The 19,708-nt window shown below is 73.5% G+C and carries 18 protein-coding genes and 3 pseudogenes; 9 read left to right on the top strand and 12 right to left on the bottom strand.

Going from position 1 to position 19,708, the window contains the following annotated elements; all coding sequences use genetic code 11:
* Positions 1-38: 38 nt before the first annotated feature.
* Complete coding sequence (locus H4W80_RS12750; RefSeq protein ID WP_192785289.1) at positions 39-239, bottom strand: ferredoxin; 201 nt, start codon at positions 237-239, stop codon at positions 39-41.
* A gap of 13 nt (positions 240-252) precedes the next feature.
* Entirely contained in the window at positions 253-1,467 is a 1,215-nt protein-coding gene (locus tag H4W80_RS12745) for a cytochrome P450 (protein WP_192785288.1), read from the bottom strand.
* Between the two features lie 87 nt (positions 1,468-1,554).
* Between H4W80_RS12745 and H4W80_RS12740 the strand changes: the two genes are divergently transcribed.
* The gene (locus H4W80_RS12740; protein ID WP_192785287.1) at positions 1,555-2,103 is read left to right on the top strand and encodes a TetR/AcrR family transcriptional regulator; all 549 of its coding nucleotides are present in this window, start codon (positions 1,555-1,557) and stop codon (positions 2,101-2,103) included.
* Positions 2,104-2,263: 160 nt separating this feature from the next.
* On the opposite strand, the pseudogene H4W80_RS60615 reads toward H4W80_RS12740, so the two are convergent.
* The 4 genes and pseudogenes from H4W80_RS60615 to H4W80_RS12720 form a co-directional block, all read right to left on the bottom strand.
* Positions 2,264-2,578: pseudogene (locus tag H4W80_RS60615) on the bottom strand (NAD(P)-dependent oxidoreductase); the annotation flags it as partial.
* 35 nt (positions 2,579-2,613) lie between these two features.
* Positions 2,614-2,817, bottom strand: a pseudogene (locus tag H4W80_RS60610) (NAD-dependent formate dehydrogenase); the annotation flags it as partial.
* Positions 2,818-3,157: 340 nt separating this feature from the next.
* Positions 3,158-3,373: pseudogene (locus tag H4W80_RS12725) on the bottom strand (LysR family transcriptional regulator); the annotation flags it as partial.
* Positions 3,374-3,402: 29 nt separating this feature from the next.
* Positions 3,403-3,969: a TetR/AcrR family transcriptional regulator gene (locus H4W80_RS12720; RefSeq protein WP_192785285.1), complete on the bottom strand. Its 567-nt coding sequence runs from the start codon at positions 3,967-3,969 to the stop codon at positions 3,403-3,405.
* Positions 3,970-4,073: 104 nt separating this feature from the next.
* Here H4W80_RS12720 and H4W80_RS12715 point away from each other — a divergent pair, with 104 nt between their 5' ends.
* On the top strand, positions 4,074-4,928 hold the full coding sequence (locus tag H4W80_RS12715) for a nuclear transport factor 2 family protein (protein ID WP_192785284.1): 855 nt from the start codon (positions 4,074-4,076) through the stop codon (positions 4,926-4,928).
* 9 nt (positions 4,929-4,937) lie between these two features.
* On the opposite strand, the gene H4W80_RS12710 is transcribed toward H4W80_RS12715, so the two are convergent.
* From H4W80_RS12710 to H4W80_RS12700, 3 genes are all read right to left on the bottom strand, one after another.
* Positions 4,938-5,753, bottom strand: coding sequence for an alpha/beta fold hydrolase (locus H4W80_RS12710; protein WP_192785283.1), 816 nt, complete (start codon positions 5,751-5,753; stop codon positions 4,938-4,940).
* Between the two features lie 110 nt (positions 5,754-5,863).
* Positions 5,864-6,346: an NUDIX domain-containing protein gene (locus H4W80_RS12705; RefSeq protein WP_192785282.1), complete on the bottom strand. Its 483-nt coding sequence runs from the start codon at positions 6,344-6,346 to the stop codon at positions 5,864-5,866.
* 53 nt (positions 6,347-6,399) lie between these two features.
* Entirely contained in the window at positions 6,400-7,017 is a 618-nt protein-coding gene (locus H4W80_RS12700; RefSeq protein WP_192785281.1) for a TetR/AcrR family transcriptional regulator, read from the bottom strand.
* Positions 7,018-7,089: 72 nt separating this feature from the next.
* Between H4W80_RS12700 and H4W80_RS12695 the strand changes: the two genes are divergently transcribed.
* From H4W80_RS12695 to H4W80_RS12675, 5 genes are all read left to right on the top strand, one after another.
* Positions 7,090-9,777, top strand: coding sequence for an MMPL family transporter (locus H4W80_RS12695; RefSeq protein WP_192785280.1), 2,688 nt, complete (start codon positions 7,090-7,092; stop codon positions 9,775-9,777).
* A complete protein-coding gene (locus H4W80_RS12690) occupies positions 9,777-12,164 on the top strand; it encodes a YhgE/Pip domain-containing protein (protein ID WP_192785279.1) in 2,388 nt (795 codons plus the stop codon). Before H4W80_RS12695 ends, H4W80_RS12690 begins: the two co-directional genes overlap by 1 nt.
* A gap of 248 nt (positions 12,165-12,412) precedes the next feature.
* Positions 12,413-13,090, top strand: coding sequence for a fasciclin domain-containing protein (locus H4W80_RS12685; RefSeq protein WP_192785278.1), 678 nt, complete (start codon positions 12,413-12,415; stop codon positions 13,088-13,090).
* Between the two features lie 146 nt (positions 13,091-13,236).
* A complete protein-coding gene (locus H4W80_RS63555) occupies positions 13,237-14,685 on the top strand; it encodes an FAD-dependent monooxygenase (protein WP_192785277.1) in 1,449 nt (482 codons plus the stop codon).
* A complete protein-coding gene (locus tag H4W80_RS12675) occupies positions 14,678-16,333 on the top strand; it encodes a hypothetical protein (RefSeq protein WP_192785276.1) in 1,656 nt (551 codons plus the stop codon). Before H4W80_RS63555 ends, H4W80_RS12675 begins: the two co-directional genes overlap by 8 nt.
* Before the next feature lie 160 nt (positions 16,334-16,493).
* Here H4W80_RS12675 and H4W80_RS12670 read toward each other — a convergent pair whose 3' ends face one another.
* Positions 16,494-16,976, bottom strand: a complete 483-nt coding sequence (locus H4W80_RS12670) for a MarR family winged helix-turn-helix transcriptional regulator (RefSeq protein WP_318786837.1) — start codon at positions 16,974-16,976, stop codon at positions 16,494-16,496.
* 69 nt (positions 16,977-17,045) lie between these two features.
* On the opposite strand from H4W80_RS12670, the gene H4W80_RS12665 reads away from it, so the two are divergent.
* Positions 17,046-18,239, top strand: a complete 1,194-nt coding sequence (locus H4W80_RS12665) for an MFS transporter (protein WP_192785275.1) — start codon at positions 17,046-17,048, stop codon at positions 18,237-18,239.
* A gap of 68 nt (positions 18,240-18,307) precedes the next feature.
* Here the strand turns inward: H4W80_RS12665 and H4W80_RS12660 are convergent, their stop codons facing one another.
* On the bottom strand, positions 18,308-18,685 hold the full coding sequence (locus H4W80_RS12660) for a barstar family protein (protein ID WP_192785274.1): 378 nt from the start codon (positions 18,683-18,685) through the stop codon (positions 18,308-18,310).
* 12 nt (positions 18,686-18,697) lie between these two features.
* On the bottom strand, positions 18,698-19,111 hold the full coding sequence (locus tag H4W80_RS12655; RefSeq protein WP_318786836.1) for a ribonuclease domain-containing protein: 414 nt from the start codon (positions 19,109-19,111) through the stop codon (positions 18,698-18,700).
* Positions 19,112-19,278: 167 nt separating this feature from the next.
* On the opposite strand from H4W80_RS12655, the gene H4W80_RS12650 reads away from it, so the two are divergent.
* Positions 19,279-19,677: a cupin domain-containing protein gene (locus tag H4W80_RS12650; RefSeq protein ID WP_192785272.1), complete on the top strand. Its 399-nt coding sequence runs from the start codon at positions 19,279-19,281 to the stop codon at positions 19,675-19,677.
* Positions 19,678-19,708 lie beyond the last annotated feature (31 nt).

Genomic DNA, 19,708 nt, shown 5'->3' with positions numbered 1-19,708 from the left:
CCGCGACGCGCGCCCGCCGGGGCGGGCGCGGTCAGGGCTCAGGCGTCCTCGTCCACCTGGATGGCGGCCGCCGGGCAGACGGCGGCGGCCTCACGTACGGCGGCGTGACGGTCCGCGGCGGGCTCGGCCTCCAGCAGGATGACGATGCCGTCGTCCTCGTTCTGGTCGAACACGTCGGGCGCGATCAGCACGCACTGGCCCGCGCCGCAGCACTTGGCCTCGTCCACTGTGATCTTCATCTGGGTCTCCTCCTTACCAGCGGACCGGGACCTGGCGCAGGCCGCCGACCACGAGCCCCTCCACCCGGTGCAGTTCCTCCACCGGCACGGCCAACTCCAGGGTGGGCAGCTTGCGCAGCAGCACCTCCAGGACGACCTGCAGCTCGGTGCGGGCCAGGGACTGGCCGAGGCAGGAGTGGGAGCCGGAGCCGAAGGCCAGGTGCGGGTTCGGGGTGCGGGTCAGGTCCATCTCGGCGGCCGCGTCGAAGACGCTCTCGTCGCGGTTGGCGGCGGCCATGCTGCAGATCACGGTGGTGCCGCGGGGCAGCACCGTGCCGCTGACCTCGGTCTCCTCCTTCAGGTAGCGGGGCAGGCCGAAGCCGGAGTTGGCGTCGAAGCGCAGCGCCTCCTCCACCGCCGTACGCACCAGCGAGGGGTCGGCCAGCAGCCGCTCCCAGCGGGTGCGGTCGGACAGCAGCATCCCCACCATCTTGCCGATCATGTTGGCGGTGGTCTCGTGCCCGGCCACGAGCAGTCCCATCCCGGTGGCCAGCAGCTCGACGTCCGTCAGGCCCTCGCCCTCGGCGGCGCTCGCCTCGATCAGCTCGCTGAGCAGGTCGTCGCCCGGCGTCGCCCGCTTGGCGGCCACGTGCTCGGACATGTACTGGATGAACTCGGCCAGCGAGGCGTCGGTCTCCGCCTGGGTGAACTTGGTCAGGTTGAGCAGGCTGTCCGACCAGTGGGCGAAGCGGTCCCGGTCGGACGCGGGCACGCCGAGCAGGTCGCAGATCACGTACACGGGCAGGGGGAAGCCCAGGGCCGCCTTGAGGTCGCCGGGGGCGCCGCGCTCGACCATGTCGTCGATGAGCTGCTCGGCCATCTGCGCCATGGCGGGCCGCAGCGCGGCCATGCGCTTGGCGGTGAAGTACTTGCCGACCAGGCGCCGCCACCGCTGGTGCGGCTCCCCGCTGTCCGGGATGACCGCCGCCATCTCGCTGCTGAACAGCCCGCCGTCGTCGTTGGCCGACAGCCGGGCCGCGTCGGGCGCGTTCAGCAGGCGGGTGAAGCGCGGGTCGGCCAGCACCTGCTTGACGTCCTCGTACCGGGTGAGCAGCGTGGCCTCGTCGCCGCTGGGCAGCGTGACCCGCGCGACCGGGCACTTCCCCCGCAGCTCCGCCCACTCGGCGGGTGGCTCCAGCGCCGCCTCGCTCGGGATCGGGTAGCTCAGGACCTGCTCGCTCTGCGTCATGCGGTATCTCCTCAAAGGGGTACGGAAACTGGCGACGTCGCGCTCCAGGAATACCGGACGATGTCGTCCGGTTGCTACCGTACTCCTATGGCCAACACTCGTCGACCCAACAGAGGCCCCAGCGCCGCCGCCGAGAACCGCGCGGCGCTGATCGCGGCGGCCCGCGAGCTGTTCACCACCGACGGCCTCGACGCGCCGCTGACCTCGATCGCGCGGGCGGCCGGCGTCGGCCAGGGCAGCCTCTACCGGCACTTCCCCGACCGCGTCAGCCTGGCGCTGGCCGTGTTCGACGAGGGCATCAAGGCGCTGGAGGCGCTGGCCACCGACCCCGCGGCCACGCTCGACGACGTGCTGGCGCTGACGACCGAGCAGGCCATCGCCTCGACGGCGTTCATCGCGATGGTCAGTGCCACGGATCCGCGCATCATGGCCCTGCGTTACCAGGTGGAGGCGCTGCTGGAGGGGCCGCTGGCGAGGGCGCGGGAGGCCGGCCGCGTACGCGAGCACGTCACGACGGAGGACCTGGTGACGGCCCTGGGCATGATCGCGGGGCTGCTCGCCAAGATACCGGCGGACCTGCGGCGCGAGACCGCCGACAGGGCGTGGCTGCTGCTCCGCAAGGGCCTGGAGCCCTGATCCCCGGCAAGAGAAGCGGCCCCTCGTCCCGGACGAGGGGCCGCTTCCCCGGTGAGCCCGGCCGCGTCAGCGCGTCCGGGTCGTGTAGGAGTGGGCGGTGGTGCGGCATGGTCCGCCAGGGGTGGTCGGCCGGGGCGGGCTGGGGGTACCAGACGTCGCCCGCGTACCCGGCGAGCTGCCCGCTCTCCAGCGCGCGGACGATCGCGTCGCGGTCGGCGATCTTGGCGCGGGCGGTGTTGATCAGGTACGCGCCCCGCTTCATAGAGCCGATCAGCTCGTCGCCGAACAGCCCCTCGGTCTGCGGGTGGAGCGGCGCGTTGACGGTCACCACGTCGCAGTGCGGGACCATCGCGGCCGCGTCGGGGTGGAAGGTGAGCCCGAGCTCCTCCTCGACCTCGCGCGGCAGGCGGTGCTTGTCGGTGTAGTGCGGGTGCACGTCGAACGGCTTGAGCCGGCGCAGCACCGCCGTGCCGATGCGGCCGGCGGCGACGGTGCCGACGTGCATGCCTCGACGTCGTAGGAGCGGGCGACGCAGTCGGCGATGTTCCAGCCGCCGTCGAGCACCGTCCGGTGGGCGGGCAGGTAGTTGCGCACCAGGGAGAGGATCATCATCACGACGTGCTCGGTGACGCTGATGCTGTTGCAGTAGGTGACCTCGGCGACGATGATGCCGCGGGCGATGGCGGCGTCCAGGTCCACGTGGTCGGAGCCGATGCCGGCGGTGACGGCCAGCTTCAGCTTGGGGGCGCGGGCGATGCGCTCGGCCGTCAGGTACGCGGGCCAGCAGGCACAGCGGCAGCGCGGCCGCCTCCGCCCAGCGCGCCATCCGCCGGTCGGCCAGCTCGCCGCCGGACGGCGTCAGCAGCACCCGTACGTGCGGGTAACGCTCGCAGAACGGCGTGGTCAGCAGCGAGGCGGCGGTCAGCGCGGTCGGGATCGCGCCCATCCGCAACGTGCCCGACAGCCCTTCGCGCATCTTCGACAGGTCCTGGCGCAGGGCGTCTGCGTCGGCGAGGATCCGGTGGGCCCACAGCAGCACCCGCTCGCCCTCCGGGGTCAGCCCCGCGAAGCGCCGGCCGCGCCGGACGAGGGGCACGTACAGCTCGCGTTCGAGCTTGCGGATGGCCGCCGACAGCGAGGGCCGGGAGACGTGACAGGCCGCGGCGGCGCGGGCGAAGTGCCGCTCCCGGGCCAGGGCCAGGGCCACCAGATACTCCAACTGGCGCAACAGCAGGCCACAGGATGCCCCGCCCGCACGCGCCGCGTCCATCCCCTCCCGCCGCGCGCCTGCCGCAGCGGTCAGGGGCGGGGGCGCAGGGCGTCCAGCAGGAGCCCGGTCAGCCGGCCGGCGGGGCGGTCGCCGTCGCGGGCGTGGCGCTCCATGGCGAGCGCCCCCGACAGCAGGGCCCGCAGGTCGGACACGTCGACGTCGGCGCGGACCGCGCCGACGCGCTGGGCGGCGCCCAGCAGGGCGCCGAACGACTCCCACACGTCGCGCTGGACGCCGTCGGAAGGCTTGACCGGCGATCCGGCGGCCTCCAGGGCGTCGCACAGCGCCTTGTTGAGCATCGCCTGATCGACCATCCGGCCCAGGAACGCGAAGAACTCCTCGCCGGGCCACTCCGCCGCCGCGAGCGTGCGGGCCTCCTCGGCGAACTGCGCGATCCGGTCGTGGACCACGGCCTCGAACAGTGCCTCCTTGGAGGGGAAGTGCCGGTAGACCGTGCCGGCGCCGACGCCCGCCCGCCGGGCGATCTCATCCAGCGGCACCGCCATGCCCTCGGCCGAGAACGCGGCCTCGGCGGCCTGCAGCACGCGGGCGCGGTTGCGGCGGGCGTCGGCGCGCAGCGGCTTGTCCGGCGTCATCGATGGCTCCCTTCTAGACAAACGGGGCGCGCGTTCCGTATCGTTCAATCCTGAAACGGGGCGTGCGTTCCGATTCTATTCCGTTCTCTCCGAGGGGATCCACCATGTCCGAGAACCTTCAGGCGGTCGTCGAGCACCTACGTCAGGCCATGACGAGCAGGGACGCCGACGCCTTCACCGCCGTGTTCGCCGACGACGCCGTCTATGAGCTGCGGTTCGGCATGCCCGGGCGGCCGCGCCGGTTCGAAGGCGTAGAAACCATCCGCGAGCACATGAAACAGGGCGCCTCCGGGGGGATCGCGCGGCTGCTGAGCTTCGACGACGTCCACTCCACCGTCTACGAGACCACCGACCCGGAGGTGGTCGTCGTCGAGTTCGAGCCGGAGGGCAGCGCGGGCGGCACGCCGTTCCGGTTCGCCTCCTCCCTCGGGGTGATCCGCGTCCGCGACGGCGCCGTGCTCTCCTACCTCGACTACCCCAACGCCGTGGGCGCCGCCGAAGCCGTCGGCATGCTGCCCGAGCTGGCGGCCGCGCTCGCGCCCGTACGGCCCGGGAGCGCCAAGGAGGTCGTCGCGCGGCTGATCGAGGTCTCGGCGGCGGGCGACCACGACGCGATGCTCGCCCTGTACGCGCCGGACGTGGTCATCGAGATCCCGTTCGCCCCGCCGGGCGTGCCCGCGCGCTCGGTCGGCAGCGATCTCCTGCGTGCCCGGGTCGAGGCGGTGAAGGGGTTGTGGCGGTTCGAGCGCGCGGACGCGGTCAACCTGCTGGAGACCGCGGACCCGGAGGTGATGGTGGCCGAGTTCACCCTGCACGGATCCGTCACGGCCACCGGCCGGCCGTTCGCCACCACGTACGTCATGATCGTGACGGTGCGGGACGGGCTCATCGTGCACTCGCGCGACTACGGCAACCCCCTGGCCTCGGCCGAGCTGATGCGCGAGGTGGCCGGCGCGTGAGAGCCCCGGTCAGGGGGCGGTGAGCACCTCGATCAACTGCTTGGCGAACTCCTCGGGGGCGTCGGTGAAGCTGTGCCCGCCCGGGAACTCGACCAGCCCGATCCCGAGCCGCTCCGCCAGCAGCGCGGCGGGCCGGTACGGCAGGTGCCCCCTCGTCTCGCGCCCGGCGGCCAGGACCAGCCGGTCGGCGACGCGGCCGAGCGCGGCCAGGTCGGGGACATAGGACGTGAACTGCCGCAGCTCATGCTCCATCATGATCGGAGCGTTGTTCATCAGCCGGGCCATCATCTCGGCGGCCCGGGGCGGCAGCGAGGCCGGGTCCGGCAGCGGCCGGAGGGTGCCGCCGATGCCCTCCATGAACCGGGCGGACGCGGCCGCGAGCCCCTGCTCGCGGAAGAGCCGGTGAACCTCCTCGACGAAGGCCACTTGCGCGGGGGCGTCGGGGAGGACGGCGAAGCACGGCGGCTCGTGGGCGACCAGGCGGCGCACCCGCCCGGGGTGCCGGGCGAGCAGGTCGAGGCCCACGATGGCGCCGCTGCTGCCGCCGAAGACGTAGGCGGGCCGGTCGGGGGTGACGGCGTCGAGCAGCCGGCGGGCGTCCTCGCTCTGCACCTCGACCCGCTGGTCCACGGCCGGGCCGTCGAGGCGGCTGCGCGAGTAGCCGCGCGGGTCGAGGGCGATGAGCGTGAAGTGCTCGGCGAGCAGGCCGGCCGGCGCGTCGAAGATCGCCGCGTCGCCGCCGCCGCCCGGCAGCAGCAGGAGCGCGGGTCCCTCGCCGCTGACCTCGTAGTAGAGCCTGGCGCCCGGTACGTCCAGCGTGGCCATGATGATCCCCTTCCGATCTGTGTTCCTAGGAATGCTAGCCTATTTCCTAGGAGCCCTAGGTAAGAGGGTGCGCGAAACACGACCATGGGCGTCCGGACGTGCCGAGGGGGCTACTGGGGGGTGAAGGGGAGGTAGATGGTGCGGGCGTCGTCGCGTGCCCGCCGTGCCGCCGGGATGCGGGGGGCGGTGGCGGCGGGGAGCAGCCGGGCCGCCTCGTCCCAGGGGAAGAAGCCGAAGTCGTCGAGCTCCGAGGTCTGCAGGACGATCTGGCCAGGGTCGGTGACGGTGCCGCCGTCGAACACGAAATTGATCATGCTCTGCGGCCTGTCGCCCACCGGCAGCGCCCAGTCCACCACCAGGAGCCCGGTCACCGCCACGCGCAGCCCGAGCTCCTCGCCGACCTCGCGGACGGCGCACTCGTGGGGGAGCTCGTCGGCCTCCATGATGCCGCCGGGGAACGCCCAGTGGGGCCGGTAGTTGGGCTTGACCATGAGGACCCGGTCCTCGGTGTCAGTGAGCAGCGCGCACGCCGAGGCGTAGAACGCCGGAAGTGTCGCGTACCACTGCGCCGGCTCCAGGAACGACTTGCTCATCCGTCCACGTTACTCGTTCCGCCCCCGGGATCCCGGTAGCGCCGGGCCGCCTCTCAGCGCGCCAGCCCGGCCGCCACGCCGGCCGCGCGCTCGGGCGGCACCCCCGCCCCGATCAGGATCGCGGTGGCCGCCCCCGGCCCGGAGTCCTCCCACAGGCCGGCGTTGACGCTCTCCAGCAGCGACAGCATCAGCGCGCCGAGGGCGGACGCGAGCACCTCGGCGGGCAGGTGGCCGTGGAAGACGCCGTCGGCCTGCCCGCGCCGGACGATGGCGACGGCGTCGCGCCGCGCCGGGTCCGTCAGGTCCGCGAACCAGGCGTCGCCGAAGCACTGGCGGCCGAGGGCGAGCAGCGTCCGGTAGCGGTCGCCGACCTGCCAGAGCTCCATGGTGTGGCGGGCCAGCGCCTGCTCGGGTGAGTCGGCGGGCACCGCCGCGGCGGCCAGGGCTCCGCGCAGGGCTTCGGCGCCCTCGTCCGCGATGGCCTCCAGCAGGGCCGTACGGCCGGGGAAGTGCGCGTACAGCGTGCGACGGACGACCCCGGCGGCCCGCGCGATCTCCTCGATCGTGGCCTCGGGGTTGGCGCTCAGCTCCCGCCGGGCGACGGCCAGGATGCGCGCGCGGTTGGCGCGGGCGTGGCTGCGTCGCGGTTGTGCCGTCGCGTCTGGCGTCATCGCTGCACCCTATCGCCTCTCCATCATCATCAAACTTGCACATTGATGTGCAATTAACTACTGTGCCCACCCGTGTCGTCCTTCTTGTACAGACTCGGCCGAAGCGCCGCACGTGCCCGGATCGTCGTCCTAGGAGCCTGGCTGCTGGCCCTGGCGCTGGCCGGCGGCGCGATGGGCCTGCTGCAACAGGGGACCGACGACGCCTTCACGATCCCCGGCTCGCAGTCACAGGACGCCCTCGACCACCTCTCCCACGTCTTCCCCGAGGTCAGCGGCACGTCGGCGCGGATGGTGGTCGTGATGCCGGCCGGCGCCCGCGCCGACGCCCCCGCCGTCAGGAGCGCGGTGAAGGCGGCCGTACGGGACATCGAACGGCTCGACCAGGTCGCGCTGGTGACCAGCCCGTTCGCCGAGAACGTCAAGAACGCCGTCTCCGCCGACGGCAGGGCCGCCATCATCGCGATCCCCCTCGACGTCCCGCAGGCGCGGACCACCCCCGCCACCAAGCAGCGGCTCCAGGACATCGGCGCCGGGCTGGAGCGGCGCATCGGCGCGGGCGCGACCGTCCACGTCGGCGGGGACGCCTTCTCCAACGCGGTGCCGAAGCTCAGCCCCACCGAGGGCATCGGCCTGGTCATCGCCTTCCTCGTGCTCTTCCTCGTCTTCCGCTCCCTCGTCGCGGCCGCGATGCCGATGGTGACCGCGGTGTTCGGGGTCGCCGTCGCGGTGGCCCTGATCTTCGCGGCCACGGTGTTCACGCCCATCTCCTCGACCGCGCCCATGCTGGCGGTCATGCTCGGGCTGGCGGTGGGCATCGACTACGCGCTGTTCATCCTCTCCCGCCACCGGGACCAGCTCGGCGAAGGGCTGGAGGTCGAGGAGTCGATCGCCCGCGCCACCGCGACCGCCGGGTCGGCCGTCGTCTTCGCCGGGATCACCGTGGTGATCGCGCTGCTGGGGCTGGCGGTGGCCGGCATCCCGTTCCTGACCACGATGGGGGTCGCGGCGGCGTTCTCGGTGTGCGTCGCGGTGGCCGTCGCCGTCACGGCCACGCCCGCGCTCCTGGCCGTCGCCGGCGAACGCCTGCGCCCCCGGCCCCGCCGCCGTCCCGCCAGGGAACGGGTGCCGCTGAGCCGCCGCTGGGTGCGCCTGGCCACCAGATCGCCGATCGTGACGATCGTCGTGGTCGTCGGCGCGCTCGGGCTGTGCGCGCTGCCCGCCGCGGACCTGCGCCTCGCGCTGCCCAACAGCGGCACCGAGGAGCCCGGCACGCCCGCCCGCGACACCTTCGACGCCATCGCCCGGCATTTCGGGCCCGGCTACAACGCTCCGCTGGTCGTCTCGGTCGACGTCCTGAACACCACGGACCCCGTCGGCGTCACCGACGAGATCGCCGCGGAGATCGAGCGCCTGGACGGCGTCGCGGCGGTCCCGGTCGCCACGCCCAACCGCAAGGGCGACACCGCCATCATCCAGGTCGTCCCCGACTCGCCCGGCGACTCGCCGCAGACCGAGGCTCTCGTCCAGCGCCTGCGCGATCGGGCGGAGCACTTCCGGCGGGCCTACGGGGTCGCCATCGCCGTCACCGGGTTCACCGCCGTGGGCATCGATGTCTCGGCGCGGCTGGCCGGGGCGCTGCTGCCGTTCGGGACCGTCGTCGTGGGGCTGTCGCTGGTCCTGCTGGCCATGGTGTTCCGCTCGATCGCGGTGCCGGTCAAGGCGGCGCTGGGATACCTGCTGTCGGTGGGCGCGGCGTTCGGGGCCACGTCGTTCGTCTTCCAGCAGGGCCACCTGGCGCAGGCGCTCGGCGTGCAGCACACCGGCAGCGTGATCAGCTTCCTGCCGATCATCTTGATGGGCGTGCTGTTCGGGCTGGCCATGGACTACGAGGTGTTCCTGCTGTCGCGGATGCGGGAGGAGTACGTCCACCACCGCGACCCGCACCGGGCCGTCGAGTCCGGCTTCGTGTCGGCCTCGACGGTGGTGGTGGCCGCGGCGGTCATCATGTTCGCGGTCTTCGCCGCGTTCGTGCCCGAGGGCAGCGCCACCATCAAGCCGATCGCCTTCAGCCTGGCCGTGGGCGTGTTCGTGGACGCCTTCGTCGTCCGCATGACGCTGGTGCCGGCCGTGCTCGCGCTGCTCGGCCACCGCGCGTGGTGGCTGCCCGGCTGGCTGGACCGCCGGCTGCCCGTCTTCGACGCCGAGGGCGAGGGGCTGACCCGCGAGCTGCGCCTGGCCGGCTGGCCCGCGCCCGGCTCGCCGGAGCTCGTCAGCGCCGAGGACCTGCGCGTCCGCGACCTCCGCGGCGCCGACGTCTTCTCCGGCGTGTCCATCCACCTGCTGCCCGGACAGGTCCTGCGCGTCCACGGCCTCGGCGCGTCCGCGCTGCTGCACGCCCTCGCCGGCCGGGTGCCCGCCCTGGAGGGCGACCTGAAGGTGTGCGGCCACATCGTCCCCCAGCACGCCCGCGCGGTCCGGCGGGCGGTGGCCCTCGTCCCGTGCCGCGAGGCGAAGGACCCGGCCGGCGACGCGCGTGCCGCGCTCGCGAACGGCGCGCGCCTGGTCGTGCTGGAGAACCTCGACGCCGTCGTACGCACCGAGCAGCGCGCCGAACTGGCCCGCCTGCTGGCCCGGCTGCCGGACACCGGACCGGCCGCCGCCGTGGTGTCCTGCCAGGACCCGGCGCTCGTACGCGACCTGCTGCCCCCGGACACCGTCACCGACCTGTCCCTCGACCGCGCTATTGCCGGAGTTCGCTGATGCTCGCCTCGCTGTCCCGCGTCCTCGACGACGCGTTCCCCGCAACGTCCAGGCGGTGGACCTGGCTCGCGCTCCTCCTCGTCCCCGCCCTCGTCGCGGGCCTGCTGACCTGGGCGTTCTGGTCGCCGTCGAGCGGTCACGGCGCGGCCAAGGCCGCGGTGGTCAACCTCGACGAGCCGGTGACCGTCGGCGGGCGGCTCGTCCCGCTCGGCCGCCAGCTCGCCGCCGAGCTCGTCCACGGCGCGGACAAACGGTACGAGTGGGTCCTGACTGACACCGAGGACGCCGGCAAGGGCCTGCGGGACGGCACGTACGCCGCGTCCGTCACCGTGCCCCGTACGTTCTCGGAGCGGGCCACGTCGTCGGCCACCGGCAGGCCGCTGGAGGCGACGCAGGCCACCCTGGAGGTCGAGACGTCCCCCGAGGCGGCCCTGGCGGACGCGCCCATCAGCCAGGACGTGGCCGACGCCGCCGTGCGTACCCTCAACACCCAGGTCGTCGAGACCTACCTCGACAACGTCTACGTCGGCTTCACCACCCTCCACGAGCAGATGGGCAAGGCCGCCGACGGCGCGGACCGGCTCGCCGACGGCACCGGCGACCTGGCGACGGGCACCCGACGGCTGGCCGGCGGCGCCCGCGGGCTCGCCACCGGGCTGAACGACCTGCGCTCCGGCGCCACCCAGGTGGCCCAGGGCGCCAACTCCATCGCCCAGGGCTCGACCCGGCTGGCCACGGCCGCCGGTCAGCTGGCCACCGGCGCCACCAAGCTCGCCGACGGGACCGGGCGCCTGGCCGACGGGTCGCACCGCCTGGCCGGGGGCCTGTCGAAGGCGGCCCGCGACACCGAGCAGCTCCCCGCCCTCACCCGCCGCCTCGCCGATGGCGCCCGCCAGGTCGCGGACGGCAACCGGCAGCTCGCCGACACCGTCACCCCGGTCGCCGACCGGATCGTCACCGCCATCGACGCCGTCCCCTCCGCCGGCGACGCCACGGACGACCTCGCCCGCCTGTCCGCCCGATGCCGCGCCGCCACCGGCTCCGAGGCCGGCTCGCGCGCCGCCACCGGCTCCGAGGCCGGCTCGCGCGCCGCCACCGGCTCCGAGGCCGGCTCGCGCGCCGCCACCGGCTCCGAGGCCGGCTCGCGCGCCGCCGCCGGCTCCCGCGCCGCCGCCGGTTCCGAGGCCGGCTCCCGTGACGCCGACCCGCATTTCTGCGAGAGCCTGGCCCGCGCCTCCGACCGGCTCGCCTCCATCGCCGGCGACATCGACGGCGTGAAGTCCCGCGCCAAGAGCGCGGCGAGCCAGATCAAGCAGTCGCTGAACACCCTCGCCTCGGGCGCCGAGCAGGTTGCCGACGGCACCTCCCGGCTCGCCGCCCAGTCCAAGACCCTCGCCGGCGGGATCGCCTCGGCGGCCACGGGAGCGCGGCAGCTCGACACCGGCGTCAAGGCCGCGGACAAGGGCGCCCGGCAGCTGTCCGCCGGCGCCGGGCAGCTCTCCCAGGGCGCCACCTCGCTGGCCGCCGGCGCCACCCGCCTGAACACCGGCGCCCAGCAGGTGGCCGCCGGGACCACGCAGGCCCACAAGGGCGCCGGCGACCTCGCCTCCGGCGCCGACCGGCTCAGCGGCGGCGCCGCGAAGGCCGACGACGGAGCCACCACCCTGGCCAAGGGCCTCACCGACGGCCTCGGCGAAGTGCCCGCCTACACCAGGACCGAACGCGAGCACCTGTCCAAGGTCGCCGCCACCCCCGTGCTGGCCCCCGCCGCCGCGACCGGCGACCTCGGCCCGATCGCGGCCACGTTCTTCCTGGTGCTCGCGCTCTGGGCCGGTGCGCTGGCGACCTACCTGGTCATCCGCGCGGTCCCGGCGTCGGTGCTGACCAGCCGCCTGCCCACCTGGCGGCTCGCCGGGCGGGCGCTGATCCCCGGGACGACCGTCGCGGTCGTCACCGGCACGCTCCTCGGCCTCGGGCTGGCCCCCTTCCTGGGGCTCGGCCTGGGCGGTCGCCTCGCGTTCCTTGCCGTGACCCTGCTGGCCGCGCTCGCCTTCACCGCGCTCTGCCAGGCCGCGGCCGCCGTACTCCGGCGCTCGGGCCGCCTGCTGTCCGTCGCGGTCCTCGTGCTGACGGTCGCCACCGGCGCGCTGTCGTCGATCCCCGCCCCGCTCGCGGCGGCCGAACCGCTGCTGCCCACGCACGGCGCGATCACCGCCCTGCGCGCCATCGCCACCGGAACGGGCGGCGACCTGGCCGGCGGGCTGGCGCACCTCTTCGTGTGGCTCCTCATCGGGCTCGCCGGAACCTTCTACGCCACCGAACGCCGCCGCGCCCTCAGCCCGCGCGACCTCCGGCTCGACAGCCGGGACCTGCGGCCGGTGGCCTGAACGCACCTTTAAGGGACCCGGGGCCCGCGGGCCCCGGCGGGCCCGGCTCCGTCGGGTTCCAAACCTGCACCGAGACATAGCGGGCAAAAGTTGTGGTGTACGGCTTTTGTGGCTTTTTGGGCGAAATGTAACTCCCGTGTTCTCGATGGCTGCACACACTGGAGAGGCAGCCGGGGTGCGAGCCCGGGGCTGCGTTCGAGCCGTGGCAGGTTCGCCCGCCGCGGCACTCCGAACTCGGGGGGATCACAGTGAAACGAGTGCTTCTCGCGGCGGCGCTGGCGCTGGCCGCCGGTGCCACCGGCACCGCCGGCGCAGCTGTCCACACGCGTACGCCGGTGCCGTCGCCGGAGGAAACGACCTCCACGCCGGAGATGTCGCCCACGTCTCCGGAGATGTCACCGACTTCGCCAGAGATGTCGCCCACTTCTCCGGAAATGTCGCCCTCGCCGACCGCCACCGCCGCCGCCAGCCCGTCCGGACCCGGCTGCTCCGCGATCGAGGGCAACCTGGCCGAGGTCGCGGACCAGCCGGTAGGCACCGCCCTCTCCAAGATCTCCGAGCTGTCGAAGCTGTCGGAGGCCGTGAAGAAGGCCGGGCTCCAGGAGAAACTGGACTCCGCCTCGGACATCACGGTGTTCGCGCCGGACAACAAGGCGTTCGACGCGATCCCGAAGGAAGCCCAGGACAAGCTCATGGCCAACAAGGAGGCGCTGACCAAGCTGCTGTCCTACCACGTGGTGATGGGCAAGAAGGCGCCGTCCGACCTGGTCGAGGGCGCCACGCTCAAGACCATGCAGGGCGGGTCCCTGACCGTGAAGGGTTCCGGTGACAACCTCACCATCAACGACGCCAAGATCGTCTGTGGTGGCGTGAAGACGAGCAACGCCACCGTCTACATCGTCGACAAGATCCTGCTGCCCCACTGACGGGATCTGACCTATCGGGGAGCGCGGTCACCATCGGCCGCGCTCCCCGCCGGCTCCTGTTGCCGTTGAGGGAGTTGAGCGATCGCTTAAATCGTCCTATGGTCTGATTAAGCAGTCGCTCAAAGAGGGGGTCGAGGGTGCGGGTCGTGCCTGCTGCGGTCGTGGTCGGCGGGGGGATCGGAGGGCTGGCGGCGGCGATCGCGCTGCACCGGATCGGATGGCGGGTGACCGTGCTGGAGCGGGCCGCCGAGTTCGGAGACATCGGGGCGGGGCTGGCGCTCTGGCCCAACGCCACGCGCGCCCTCGCTGCGCTGGGCCTGGCCGAGCGGGTACGGGCGATCGCCGGGGTGGAGACCGCGGGCGGGGTGCGGGACCGGGCCGGGCGATGGTTGTCCAGGACCGACAACGCCGACGTCGCGCAGCGTCACGGGTGGCCGCTGCTCATGGTGCACCGGGCGGAGCTGGTGCGGGCGCTCGTGGCCGCCCTGCCGCCCGACGTGCTGCGGCCCGGCAGCGAGGTACGGGCCGTGCGGGCGGACGGGGATGGGGTGGTGGTCGAGCATCGGGACGCGCGGACCCTGGCGGACGGCGAGGGGGCGTCGGCTGAGCACGGGGGCGGGCGGGTGTGGTCCGACGGTGAGGGGGTGGTGGTCGAGCATCGGGGCGGGTGGGTGCGGGCGGACCTGGTGGTGGGGGCCGATGGGATCCGCAGCCGGGTGCGGGAACAGGGGTGGCCGGAGGCGCGGGCGCCCCGGTACGCGGGCTGCACGGCGTGGCGGGCGGTGACCGGGCCGCTGGGCGGGCGAGGCGCCGAAGGGGCGGTGTTCTGGGGGCGAGGGGAGCGCTTCGGGTTCGCGGCGCTGCCGGGCGGGCGGTTCTACTGCTTCGCGGCGGCCCGGGTGCCCGAAGGCGGGGAGGGGGACGCGTACGCGGGGCTCGTGCGCAGGTTCGGCGGCTGGCCCGATCCCGTGCCCGAGATGCTGGCGGCCGTGCCCGGGGACGCCGTGCTGCGGCACGACGTGTACGCGATGCCGCCGCTGGCCACGTACGTACGGGGGAGGGTGGCGCTGCTGGGGGACGCGGCGCACGCGATGGACCCGGCGCTGGGGCAGGGGGCGGGCACGGCGCTGGAGGACGCGGTCACGCTGGCCGCCTGCCTGCGTTCGGAGCGCGACGTGGACGTGGCGCTCGCCCGGTACGACCGGGTGCGGCGGCCCCGTACCCAGGCGATCGTCCGCCGGTCGGCCCGGCTGGGGGCGGCGTCCCTGGTGGCGTGGGGGCCGGGGGTGTGGTCACGGAACCTCGCCGCCCGCCTGGTGCCGCCCGGGCTGCTGCTGCGGTCGATGGATCCGGTTCTCGGCTGGACACCGCCCGAGCCGGCGGAACGGGGTACCGGGCCGGTGCCCGAGCTCGATGGCAGTCCGGACGGAACGCCAGGAGGGATGCCAGGAGAAGAGCCCGGCAGAGGCCCAGGCGGAGGACCGTGCGGAGGGCTGAGCGGAGGGCCGGGGGGAATGCCGGGCGGTATGCCGGGTGGAAGGTCGGCTGGGAGGCCGGGTGGAGGGCGGGGCGGAAGGCCGGGGAGCGATGCCTGACTGGACGTACCAGCCGCTGCGGGGGATCGCGGGGGCGCTGCTGGGCGTACGGCGGTCGCGGCGGGTGGCACTGAGGGCGCTGGCCTGGACGGGATCGCTGCCCGGCGGCGGGCGGCTGGTCGCGCGGCTGCTCGGGCACCGGCACCCGCCCGCGCACCTGTCGGGCACGGTGGCCGGGGTGGCGGTGCGCAGCCGGCTCGGCGCTGCGGTGCCGCCGCAGGTGGCCCGGGACGCGGTACGCGCGCTGCCGCCGCTCGGGGCGGGGCTCGTCCTGGTGGAGCCGGTCGAGCTCGCGGACGTGCCGCTGGTACGGCAGGCGGCGGCGGGCAGGCGGGTGCCGCTGCTGGTCCGCACGGGGGACCCGGCCGTGACCGCCGCCCTGGCAGCACACGTGGACGCGATCCTGCCGACGGACGACGAGGAGCGGCACCGCCCGGAGCACGACGTGGCGCAGACCCTCCCGCAGCGCGACGTGGCGCAGACCCACCCAGAGCGCGACGTGGCGCAGACCCACCCAGAGCGCGACACGGAGCGCCCCTCCTCGGAGCACCGCGGGGGCATCGTGTTGCCCGCTTCTCCGTCCGTCGGAGCGGTGGCCGGGGTTCTTGCTGATCCCGCCAAGGTCGTGCTCGCCACGCCGGCCCTGCTGATCGAGGCGGGCCCCGGTTGGTTCGGGCGGGTGATGGAGGCGGCGACCCCCACCGCGCCCGCCCCCTCGTTGTGGCCCGCCGGCAGTGACCCCCGCCGGTGGCCCGCCTGGTGGTGGGGGATGGCGACCGGCGTCGTCATCGCGGTCGCCGGGCTCGTCGCCGCGGCGGTCGCGCTCGGGCCGGTGCTGCTCTGGTACGACCGCGCCTTCCTCGACATGGACCAGGAGTCGTTGCACGCCGTCAACCACCACCTGGTCCACTTCCTGCGGCACGACCGGATCACGCTGGCGGGCACCATGGTGGCGATCGGCGTCCTCTACGTCGGGCTCGCCGCCGGGGGCATGCGCCGCGGGTGGCCGTGGGCGCGCGAGGCGTACCTGGTCTCAGGGGCGATCGGGTTCGCCGCCGTGCCCTACCTCTTCACCCACGGGTACGCGGAGCCGCTGCACACGGCGCTGGCCGTCGTGCTCCTTCCCATGTTCCTGGCCGCGGCCCGGCGGCCACGGGAGCGCCCGCGATGGACCTCCCGCCCGGACGGACCCGAACGCGAACGCCGCCGGGCGCTCACCGGCCAGCTCCTCATGGTGATCACCGGGATCGGGCTGTTCGCCGGCGGCGTGGCCGTGTCGGCCGTCGGTCTCGGCGGCGTCTTCGTCCCGAGCGACCTGGAGTACCTGGGAACCGGGCCGGACACGTTGCGGGCGGCGGCCGGGACGCGGCTGCTGCCGTTCATCGCGCACGACAGGGCCGGGTTCGGCGGGGCGCTGCTGGCCGCCGCGGCGGCGATCACCCTGCTGAGCGCCTGGGGATGGCGGCGCGGTGAGTCGTGGGTGTGGTGGACGCTGACGCTCGCGGCCGTCGCCGGGTTCGTGCCCGCCGTCCTGACCCACCTGGCCATCGGGTACGTCGACCTCTGGCACCTCGCGCCGGTCCTGCTCGGGATGGCCCTCACGGCGACCGCCCTGACGCTCTCCCGGCCGTACCTGTGCTCCGCGTAGGCCGCTGCTGCGTCACGGAGAACGGCGGCCACGACGGTCAGATGACCTTGGTCCTTGCCTCCGTTCTTCTGGCGCACGCCCTGCTGCCGCACCGACGATCAGGACACAGGAGGACTAGGAGACCGCCTGATCACGGGGCCCGCAGATGGGGAAACGCGGGTCAGCGGTTCGACTCCACGTTCTCCAGGAGGCGTTTGAGCAGGCCGTTCAGCGTCTCCTGCTGCTGCGCGTCCAGCGCATAGACCATCTCCGCCTCCACCTCGGCCCGAATCCGCATGGCCTCCAGCCACAGCTCGTGGCCTTTGTCAGTCAGCTCCACGTCCACCCGCCGCCGGTCCTCCGCGCTGCGCAGCCGTCGTACCAGTCCGGACTTCTCCAGCGTGTCGAGTCGGCCGGTCATCCCGGCGGGCGAGAGCATCAGCTCGATCGCCAGCTCGGACGGCGTCGCGGCCCGGCCATGGGCGACCAGCCGGTGCAGCGTCTCAAACTCGAAGTCCTGCATCCCCACCTGCGCCAGCGCCGCCTCCTTCGTCTGGTGCAGGTGCTTGACGAGGAACTGCATCCGCGTCACGACCGCCTCGACCCGCTCGTCGTACGGCGCCTTGCCCCGCCATCGGGCGAGATGACGATCCACTGAGTCCACAGAGAACAACGATACGTCAGCGAGTATTTTGTTGACGAAATATTAGCTGGCGAAATAATCTGCCGAACCATGAGACTGCTGATCGGCCGGGCCTTGTCCGCCCTGGCCACCGCGTTGATCCCGACCACGATCACTCTCGCCGTGCTGCGCGCCACCAGTGACGCCGGGGCCGTCGGCATGGTGCTGGCATGTGAGGCGATTCCGTTGCTGGTGTTCCTGCCGGTGGGCGGGGTGGTGGCCGACCGGGTCAGACCCGAGCGATTGGCGCTGGTCACCGACCTGGTACGCGGCCTGACGCAGGCCGCCATCGCGATCGAGCTGCTGACCGGTGCCGCCAGCTTGCCTCGCCTGGCCGTGCTGGCCGTGCTGGCGGGAGTCGCGGTCGCGTTCGGGCTGCCGGCCGTGCCGAGGCTGGTGGTGGCCGCGGTGCCGGGGCCGGAGCGGCTGCGCGTGAACGCCCGGCTCGGCGTCGCGACCAGCGTGGCCGCCGTGCTCGCTCCCGCCCTGGCGGGCGGCGTGGTGCTGCTGGCCGGGCCCGGCTGGGCCGCGCTGCTCACGGCCGCGCTGTTCGCCTGCTCGGCGCTGACCCTGGGCGGAGTACGTACGGCCAAGCGCTCCGGCGCCCAGAACGCCACGTTCCTCAACGACCTGAGAGAGGGATGGGGCGAGGTACGGCGGCGGCCGTGGTTTCTGGCGGCGGTCCTGGCCCACGGCGTGTGGCACTTCATGGCCGGCCTGTTCCTCACGCTCGGCCCGCTGGCGGCGGTCAAGGAGCTGGGCGGTGAGGCCGGCTGGGTGCTGATTGTGCAGAGCGGCACGGTGGGGCTGGTCGCGGGGGTGTTCGCGGCGCCGAGGCTGCCCATCCGGCGGCCGTTGGTGGCCGTGCAGGTGGGCGCGGCGCTGTACGTGCTGCCGATGGCGGCCCTGGCGCTGCCGGCGAGCGCGTGGTTGATCGCGGGGGCGTACTTCGTGGCGATGTTCGGGCTGGGCGTGCTCAGCCCGCTGTGGGAGACCGTGGTCGCCGAGGAGATCCCTGAGGCGGCGCTGGGCCGGGTGCGGTCGTTCGATCAGCTCATCTCGTTCGCGACCCGGCCGTTCGGGCTGGCCATGGCAGCACCGCTGGCCGGGTTGGCCGGTGGGCGGGGGCTGTTGCTGACCGGCGCCGTGGTCGTCGCCGTCGCGAACCTGGCCGCGATCGCCACCTTCCCCCGCCGCCGCGGCCAGGCGGCCACCCCGGAACGTCAGAAGCGGGTAGTCACGTGACCGTCCGACGGGGCGTGGTGCGCGTGGTCGTCGGCGCGCCCGACGCGTTCAAGGGGGCCGGAGCGACGTCACATTCCGTAGCCCAGTGCGGCGGCGGTCCGCTCCCTCATCAGGGCCTCATGGGCGGGCTCGGTGTTCAGGGTGACGGTCAGCCCGCCTTCGGCGGCGTCGGAGAGGACCGCCAGCAGGGTGGCGAACTGCTCGGGAGGCTCGTCGCCGAGCAGTTCCTCGGCGTGCGCCACGAACAGGGCGACGGCGCCGGTGTCGCGCAGCGAGTCGGTGAGCGCGTCCCAGTTGCGGCCGAAGTAGGCGGGCAGGCGCAGCGCCCGCGCCACCTCCTCGAAGAAGGCGGCGCGGGTGCGGCAGGCCCGCCCGTCGACCACCGCCGGCGCCGGGCCGGTGGACACCGTGAGCCAGGACGGCAGCGGACGTTCGGCGGAGGTCATGGGCGTGCGTCCCTACAGGCGGTAGAAGTCGGTGTAGTGGTTGGGCGAGAACCACACCACGCCGGTGCTGCGGTTCACGACGATCCGGTACGCGTCACGCGCGGCCCCGCGCGCCCGGGAGTAGACGTCGTACTCATAGTAGGTCGCGCCGCTGGGCAGCTGGCCCTCGCGGTTGTAGAAGCGCCCGCCGGTGTAGTTGTAGCGGCCGTCCGGCCAGGAGTACCAGCCGCTGGAGGTGGGGTAGCCCTTGGAGGCCCAGGTCGAGCTGGCCGAGCGCGCGTCGGAGCACCGCGAGATGGTGCAGGAGTTGTAGACCGAGGCGTTGGCGGGGGTGATGCCGGCCAGGCCGATGAGGGACACGAAGGCGGTCAGGACGACGGTGAGCCTGACCGGCCAGGAACGTCCGGAGCGTTGCGGGGTGTGCACGAAGCCTCCTCGTGGGGGGTGCGACGGACACCGCAATGATCCCCACAGAAAGGGGCAAATAGCTACAAAGATCGCTAAAGGAAAGATGAACACTTCAGGGATTGGTCCAATTGGCCGGGCCATAACTGGCCCTCTCAGAGGGCCGGAAGCGCCATAGCGTGCTGGGCATGCAGAGTTCTCCGCGATCGAACACCGTCCTGACGCTCCTTCAGGAACAGCACCCCACGGTCCCCGAGGGGGCCTGCTCGATGACCGCCCTGATCGAGCTGCCGCCGGGGGACCCGGGCACCCCGCCGCACCGCCACGCCGGCCCCGTCTTCGGCTACATGCTCGAAGGAGAAATGATCTTCGAGCTCGAGGGCGAGCCCGAGCGGGTCATCCGCGCGGGCGAGGCCTTCTGGGAGCCGGGCGGTGACGTCATCCACTACCAGGCGGCCAACAACCTCCACGACACGTGGAGCCGTTTCGTCGTCGTGATGCTGTGCGCCCCGGGCGAGCCGATGCTCACCCTGGTCGATGAGGACGAGCTCGAACGCCGCCGCGACCGCCGCGCCCCACGCGGCTGACCGCTCATAAGAGGGCGCCGGGGCGACGTTC

It is taken from the genome of Nonomuraea angiospora (genome assembly GCF_014873145.1).
GTDB lineage: Bacteria > Actinomycetota > Actinomycetes > Streptosporangiales > Streptosporangiaceae > Nonomuraea > Nonomuraea angiospora.
The sequence above is the reverse complement of the archived record's forward strand: the minus strand, read 5'-3'. Positions and strand labels throughout refer to the sequence as shown.

Bases quoted from the DNA above. Each gene is read 5' to 3' on its own strand.
- H4W80_RS12750 (WP_192785289.1), bottom strand. From the start codon at position 239: ATGAAGATCACAGTGGACGAGGCCAAGTGCTGCGGCGCGGGCCAGTGC.
- H4W80_RS12745 (WP_192785288.1), bottom strand. From the start codon at position 1,467: ATGACGCAGAGCGAGCAGGTCCTGAGCTACCCGATCCCGAGCGAGGCG.
- H4W80_RS12705 (WP_192785282.1), bottom strand. From the start codon at position 6,346: ATGAGCAAGTCGTTCCTGGAGCCGGCGCAGTGGTACGCGACACTTCCG.
- H4W80_RS12720 (WP_192785285.1), bottom strand. From the start codon at position 3,969: ATGACGCCGGACAAGCCGCTGCGCGCCGACGCCCGCCGCAACCGCGCC.
- H4W80_RS12690 (WP_192785279.1), top strand. From the start codon at position 9,777: ATGCTCGCCTCGCTGTCCCGCGTCCTCGACGACGCGTTCCCCGCAACG.
- H4W80_RS12660 (WP_192785274.1), bottom strand. From the start codon at position 18,685: ATGACCTCCGCCGAACGTCCGCTGCCGTCCTGGCTCACGGTGTCCACC.
- H4W80_RS12675 (WP_192785276.1), top strand. From the start codon at position 14,678: ATGCCTGACTGGACGTACCAGCCGCTGCGGGGGATCGCGGGGGCGCTG.
- H4W80_RS12700 (WP_192785281.1), bottom strand. From the start codon at position 7,017: ATGACGCCAGACGCGACGGCACAACCGCGACGCAGCCACGCCCGCGCC.
- H4W80_RS12740 (WP_192785287.1), top strand. From the start codon at position 1,555: ATGGCCAACACTCGTCGACCCAACAGAGGCCCCAGCGCCGCCGCCGAG.
- H4W80_RS12715 (WP_192785284.1), top strand. From the start codon at position 4,074: ATGTCCGAGAACCTTCAGGCGGTCGTCGAGCACCTACGTCAGGCCATG.
- H4W80_RS12710 (WP_192785283.1), bottom strand. From the start codon at position 5,753: ATGGCCACGCTGGACGTACCGGGCGCCAGGCTCTACTACGAGGTCAGC.
- H4W80_RS12665 (WP_192785275.1), top strand. From the start codon at position 17,046: ATGAGACTGCTGATCGGCCGGGCCTTGTCCGCCCTGGCCACCGCGTTG.
- H4W80_RS12650 (WP_192785272.1), top strand. From the start codon at position 19,279: ATGCAGAGTTCTCCGCGATCGAACACCGTCCTGACGCTCCTTCAGGAA.